Raw genomic sequence first — 6,440 nt, 5'->3', positions numbered from 1 at the left:
GAGGTTTTGTTTGAAAGTTTCAGGATTTTAGGGAAATTGGGTGGTTGACGTTTTTTGTCAGTTTTGTGTTTTTTGTGACAGGGAAGGGAGACAAGTTTGGGTGTGTGACGGTTTTTGTCAGAAATTAAGCTTATTCAATAATATGTTAATTGATTTAGATGGACGGTATCTTTATGGATTAATCGGTGAGTTTAATATTTTGTGATTTTATTTTTTTGTTTTTTATAGGTTTTATTTTGTATGCGTATTTTGTTTGAATACAGATAAGGAGAAAATTTGGAAGGAAGAATTTTTAAAGAGGATTTGGTGTAATAGGTGAATGAAAATTTGTTATTAGAATTATATTCATATGGGTTATGATTTTAGAATGTAGTTTTATGTCATAGTAAAGGTCTGATTTTGAATTTTAAGGCTTTGGATTTCTTGAATGTTTGAGAAGGGTATATTCAGGATGTTTATATATTTGGATGTGATTAGGGTGAGCAAAAAATGCTCACCCTATGTTTTTAAGATGTTCAGACGGCCTTTATGGGGTCAAGACTTCGATCAATGCTTGTTTTAGGGTATTTTGGGTTTGCGGGTCTTGTAGGGATGGGCTGTAGGTAATGAAGCTGTCCTCAATGCGCTGATCCAAGGTGGTGATTTTGGCGTAGCGCAGGCTGATGTTGTGTGCGAAGAAGGTCTCGGCGATGTCGGCGAGGAGGTGGGGGCGGTTGACGGCGGTGATGTCTATGGTGTGCCAGCCGGGATAATCTTCTTCGGGGGTGATGATTACGGTAGGCGGAATGGGGATGTGGCGGATGCGGCGGCTGATGTGTGGGCGGCCGCTTTGTTTTTGGACGGTGGTATTGCCGTGGATGAAGCTGTTGAGCTCGGCTTCGAGTGCGCTTTGGCGGTCGGGATATTCTTCGGGCGGGAGATTGTTGGGAAGTTGCAGGATAAAGGTGTCGAGGATGTAGTCGTGCTCGGTAATGAAGGCGCGGGCGGCTTGGATGTCGAAACGGTGGCTGCTGAAGATGCGGCAGAGGCGTGCAAAGAGGCGGTCGCCATTGGGCATGAAGACCATGACTTGAAGGCTGTTGCTTTGGGGAAGGATGCGGCTGCGGACGGCCGGACTTTGGGTGTCGTAGGCGAGGTTTGCGGTGTGCCAGAGGATTTCTCGCGTTTGATGGCGGACGTAGTATGCACTGCCGAGGATGCGGCGGAGTTTTTGTTGGTTTTTGAGGGGAACAGCCGCGCGCGTGAGCTGATCGGTCGAGGCTTGTTCGCGCCGGTTGGGGAGGCGTTCGGGATCGTGATGTTTGCTGTTTAAAACGGCGGCGGTGCTGTGGTAGAGGGTTTGGAGTAGGCTGGCACGCCATGTGTTCCAAAGTTTTGGGTTGGTGCCGCGGATGTCGGCAATGGTAAGCAGATAGAGTGCGTCGAGGTATTCGCGTGTGGGAATACGGCGGCAAAAGGCTTGGAGGACATGGGGATCTTGGATGTCTTCTTTTTGGGCAACGGTGGACATGAGCAGGTGGTTTTCAACCAGCCATGCGAGGAGGTGGCTTTCTTCTTCGGTGTAGTAGTGGTTGGCGGCGAATTGTTGTGCGTCTTTGATGCCTTCTTTTGCGTGATCGCCGCCACGGCCTTTGGCGATGTCGTGTAGCAGGGCTGCGGTGTAGAGGACATGTGGTCTTGGGTAGGCCTGCATGATGGCGCTGGCTTCGGGCATTTCGTGGCTGTGGGTTTCGATGGCGAGACGGCGCATATTGCGGACGACGGTCAGAATATGGTCGTCTACGGGGTAAATATGGAAGAGGTCGTGTTGGAGCAGGCCGGTGATTTTTTCCCATGCGGGGAGATAGCGGCCAAGTACGCCGTAGAGGTTGAGAAAACGGAGGGTTTGGGTGAGGCCGGTACCGTGTTTGAAGAATTGGATGAAGCGGCGGCGGTTTTCTGGATTTTGGGTGAAACGGGTATTGATTTTTCGTGTGGCCGCCCACCATGCACGCAGGGTTTGCGGCTCGATGGTGGTGATGTTTTGCTCCTGCATGGTTTGGATGATGGTGAAGATGTGTTCGGGATTTTGCTCGAACAGGGCAAGGTCGTTGGCGGCGATTTGGTGGCCGATGCGTTTGTAGCGGCTGTCGATGGGGTGGATATGTCGGGGACGGCTGGAGGTTTGATGGTTTTTGAGAACCGGAATGAGGATGCCGTTGAGTTGTTTGATGGCTTTGGTAGCGCGGTAGAAGGTGTGCATCAGGGCTTCGCTTCGGCCGCGGATGTCGGGTTGGGTATAGCCTAAGCTTTCGGCAACTTGGGACTGGTAGTCGAAAAGCAGCCTGTCTTCGGGGCGGTCGGCGGTAAGGTGGAGATGAATGCGGATGTTGGCAAGACGGCGGTAGCCATGGGCCAGCATGCCGGCTTCGGTGCGTGTGAGGACGCCGGCGGTAACGAGGGCGGTGGGGTTGCTGTCTATGCCTTGTGCTTTGGCTGTCCAGATAAGTGTGTGGATGTCGCGCAGGCCGCCGGGGCAGGTTTTGATGTTGGGTTCGAGTTGTGCGCCTGTGCCTTGGGATTTGGTATGGCGTTGCTCCATTTCGAGGAGTTTGGCTTCGATAAAGGCGGCTGTGTCGCGGCGTGTGTTGAGTTTGTTTAGAAGTTGGGCGGTAAGGTCGGCATTGCCTTGTAGGTGGCGTGCTTCAAGAAAGGCGGTTTCGCCGGTAATGTCGTTTTGGGTACTTTGGAGGATTTCTTCTATGCTGCCGCTTTTGATGGCCGGATTGAGGCGTGCGTCCCAAAGGGTTTGGATAAATTGGGCGGTTTGTTGTTGTAGGCCGTCTGAAAAAGGAGTGGAGGAAATAATCGCTAAATCCCAGTCGGAATGGGGATAGAGTTCGCAACGCCCAAAGCCGCCGATGGCAATGAGGCTGATGTCGTTGCTGTCGGGGAAATGGATTTGCCAGAGGGTTTGCAGCAGGGTTTCGGCAGCGGTGATATGGTCGCGGAAGTAAGCGGTAGGGCGGTTGTTTTGGCGGTAGGCAGTTTCTGCTGCGGCTTTTTGCTGCTGATAGGTTTTGATGGCTTGTTGGGCGACGGTCATAATGGTGTCTGGCTGTGAATTAGGCTTGGGTATCGGCAGGCTCAGTCATTTGGCGGAGCATTTCTTGCGGCGGAAGGAGGAGTTTGTAAGGGGCGATTTTAAGCGCGGATGCGATTTTTTCGATGTTGGAAAGGGCGATGTTCCAGCGTTTGCGCTCGACGGCGGAAACGTAGGTGCGGTCAAGTCCGCATTGGCGTGCCAGTTCTTCTTGCGACCAGCCGTGATTGACGCGATAGAGGCGCATGTTGTAAGCGATAATGGCGCGGAGGTCTTGCGGATCGGGCAGGCTGGGAGGGGGAGTGAGTTTGTTGACCATGGTGTTTTGAGTTTGTAGTTTGAACGATAAGGGGATTTTATACTATTTTTGTGAGGGGAAAGGAAAGGCCGTCTGAAAGTTTTCAGACGGCCTTAAAGGGGGTAGGTATAAAAAAAAGGGGGTGGCTTTCGGCCACACCCAAACACACACACATCAAGAGGAAAGAAAAATCATTTAATAAGAGAGCTGGCTCTTATAGAGGAAAACTGGATGATTCGGGCTTGACCCTGAAGTATTGAAAGGCATTATAAATGAAAATAGGGTTGGGGTATTGATACAGGTCAATTCGGGCTTGATTTAGAAAATATATTTTTAGGATAGTGGAAATAAATTAAAAATAAGGTTTGATTGTGAATAAAAGTCATTAGGCCGTCTGAAAAATGGGTTTCAGACGGCCTGATCGGTTTAAAGGCTGCTACTTATATAAATTAAGCATTAAGCCAAACCTTTATCTTTGGCTTCTTGCAGGCGGGCTTCAAAGTTGCTGAGATTGACGCCTGCCTGCTCGGCTGCGGCAACTACTTCGGCTACAGATACGCCGTGTTGCACTTGATGATAACCCCAAAGCAGGGAGCAGCGAGTACCAGTACGGCAGAAGGCAAGGATAGGAGCCGGGGATTGTTGCAACAGATTTTGGAAGGCTGCAACATCGGCTGCGTTGATTTGAGGCGCAACGACGGGCTGGTGTGAGAATTGGTTGATGCCGGCCTCTTTAAACCAGTTTTGTACTTCGGCAAAAGCCGGTTGGTTTTCTTCTTCGCCGTCCGGGCGGTTGCAGATGACGGTTTGGATGCCGAGGCGTACGGCTTCTTGGACATCTGCTTCGGTCAGTTGGGGGGCGATATAGAGGGTGTCGGTCAGTTTACGGATGGGCATAGTTTTTCCTTTCTTTATATTGAGCGGATATGTTGATTTCAGACGGCCTAGGAAGTGGCAGGCCGTTTGAAGTTTTATTTAATGATTGTACAACCAGTTTTCGAGTTTTTGGCGATCGGTAATCTGCAGCAGGGCGGTATTGGCTTCTGCCGCTTGAACTGTGATGCTGGTCTCGCGCAACAGGCCTTGGCGGAAGAAATGGATGGTGGTGCGCGTGCCGATAGGCAGTTTGCTCCACTGTGCCGCAAGGTCGTTGCAGGCATAGCCGCCTAGGGCGATGATTTTGTCTTGCGGGCAGAGTCCGGCATTTTCTGCGCTGCCGCCATTAAATACATGAGTCAGGACGGCATGGTCGCTACTTTGTTTGAAACGTGCGCCCAAATCGTTGGCTGGGGCAACCGATTGGGGTTCGCTTGCAAATGCTCCGCCGTGCTGGCGTGGCAGAGGGATGAAGTCAAGTTTGATGCCTACGCTTTGCAGGCATTCTGCGAGCGGAAGGTCTTCGGTGCTGTATAAGGCCGTCTGAAAGAAGGTTTCTAAATCTAAACCGGTTATTTCTTGACAACGGGATTGCCAGTGTTTTTCGGGTATGCCTTGATGGGTGTTGCACCAGTCACGATAGTGTTGCTGCATCACGCTGTCGAGGTTGTATTTGCCTTGGCTTTTTTCACGGATGATGAGGTCGAGGCAAAGTGCGGCCAGTGCGCCTTTTTGATAATAGCTGACGATGGCGTTAGGGCTGTTTTCGTCTTGTTTGTAGAACTTGTCCCATGCGCTGAAACTGGATTGGGCAAGTGTTTGTTTCAGACGGCCTTGTGTCTGCTGTACGCGTGTGATGCTTTGTGCAAGCAGGGTAAGGTAGGCTTCGGGGCTGATGGTTTTGCTTCGGGCTAGAAAGAGGTCGTCGTAGTAGGAGGTAATGCCTTCAAATGCCCAAAGTTGCTCGGTGTAGTTTTCTTGGTCGAGGTTGTAAGGTGCGAAGACGGCCGGTTTGATGGATTTAACGTTCCATGCGTGGAAGTATTCATGGGAGAAGAGGCCGAGCAGTTCGGTATAGGCTTTGTCGGCTTCGCCCATATCGTAAGATGGCAGACTGTGGCGGTCGGCAAGCAGGGCGGTGCTGCTGATGTGTTCCAGTCCACCGTAGAGGTTGTCGCCCAGATGTAGTAAGAAAAGGTATTCGGTAAACGGGGCAGGGAAGGGGAACATCGCTAACTCGGTTTCGCAGATTTTTTGAATATCGGCGAGGAAGCGGGTGCGATCGAAATCAGGATAGATGCCGCTTAATGCAATACGGTGGGGGATGCCTTGTGCTTCAAATTCGAGAAATTCGATGATGCCTGTTTCAACCGGGTGGTCGATAAGCTCGGTGTATGAGGCCGTCTGAAAAGTGATCGCCGAGGTTTGGGGCAGGGTGGTGGCTATCTGCCATGTGTGCGGCAGGGTAGGAAATTCGACTTGGTGCGGTTGTTGCTCTTGTCCGTGTACTTTTAAGAATAGGCACGCGCCGTCGAAAAAGCCACGCTCGGTGCTGAGGAACGAGCCGCGAACTGATAAGTCGAATGCGTAAACAGTGTAGTAAATTTCCCACGCTCCACTGAGAGCAGGGGTTTGCCAATGGTTTTTGCTGGTTTGTGTCAGCGGCTGGGCTTTGCCGTTGCAGTGCGCGTTGATGTGTGTGATGTGGCGGGCAAAGTCACGGATGAGGTAGCTGCCGGGAACCCAGTTTGGTAGGCTGATTTCTGTTTCAGAATCATTGGTTTGAGTGAATGATAAGGTGATGTGCCATTCATGAGACAGAAAGTTGGGAGTAATTTCGTAATTAATCATGGCTATTGGTTAATTTGCTAAAGTTTATTAAGAATAGGGGGTTTAAAGGGTAGGCTTAATCTATATCAATAAAACTGTATGAAAAAGGGGGCTTGAAAAAATACCATGTCCGATTTAATGCGTATGTTTTAATAATTTATTGATTATAAAAGAAATGAATTTATGTCTTGCTAAATATTTTATGCAATGTGGAATGTAATTTTGCTTGGCATGTTGTGGTGTCTATGTTAAATTTAGAAAAATTTGAGCCTTGGCCGTATTGCGTTTTTCGTAAATGCAGGGGTTGGGGTGAGATAAAAATTTTTTATACCCATAATTTATGGAGACTTCCAT

The 6,440-nt window shown here is 49.9% G+C and carries 4 protein-coding genes; all 4 read right to left on the bottom strand.

What is annotated here, in order from left to right:
* Positions 1-526: 526 nt before the first annotated feature.
* On the bottom strand, positions 527-3,085 hold the full coding sequence (glnD, locus tag Q1M25_RS07220) for a [protein-PII] uridylyltransferase (RefSeq protein ID WP_300483394.1): 2,559 nt from the start codon (positions 3,083-3,085) through the stop codon (positions 527-529).
* A 19-nt stretch (positions 3,086-3,104) separates the two neighbouring features.
* Positions 3,105-3,401 carry a helix-turn-helix domain-containing protein gene (locus Q1M25_RS07215; RefSeq protein WP_070606972.1) on the bottom strand — a complete coding sequence of 99 codons (297 nt, stop codon included), beginning with the start codon at positions 3,399-3,401 and terminating at the stop codon, positions 3,105-3,107.
* A 435-nt stretch (positions 3,402-3,836) separates the two neighbouring features.
* Positions 3,837-4,277, bottom strand: a complete 441-nt coding sequence (locus Q1M25_RS07210; protein WP_300483391.1) for a TIGR01244 family sulfur transferase — start codon at positions 4,275-4,277, stop codon at positions 3,837-3,839.
* 78 nt (positions 4,278-4,355) lie between these two features.
* Entirely contained in the window at positions 4,356-6,107 is a 1,752-nt protein-coding gene (locus Q1M25_RS07205; protein WP_300483389.1) for a M61 family metallopeptidase, read from the bottom strand.
* Positions 6,108-6,440 lie beyond the last annotated feature (333 nt).

It is taken from the genome of uncultured Neisseria sp., from assembly GCF_951230505.1.
In the GTDB taxonomy this organism is placed as follows: domain Bacteria; phylum Pseudomonadota; class Gammaproteobacteria; order Burkholderiales; family Neisseriaceae; genus Neisseria.
This window is presented reverse-complemented; position numbering and strand designations above follow the sequence as displayed.

Excerpts from the sequence above, each read along its gene's own strand:
- glnD (WP_300483394.1), bottom strand. The coding sequence starts at position 3,085 with ATGACCGTCGCCCAACAAGCCATCAAAACCTATCAGCAGCAAAAAGCC.
- Q1M25_RS07215 (WP_070606972.1), bottom strand. The coding sequence starts at position 3,401 with ATGGTCAACAAACTCACTCCCCCTCCCAGCCTGCCCGATCCGCAAGAC.
- Q1M25_RS07210 (WP_300483391.1), bottom strand. The coding sequence starts at position 4,277 with ATGCCCATCCGTAAACTGACCGACACCCTCTATATCGCCCCCCAACTG.
- Q1M25_RS07205 (WP_300483389.1), bottom strand. The coding sequence starts at position 6,107 with ATGATTAATTACGAAATTACTCCCAACTTTCTGTCTCATGAATGGCAC.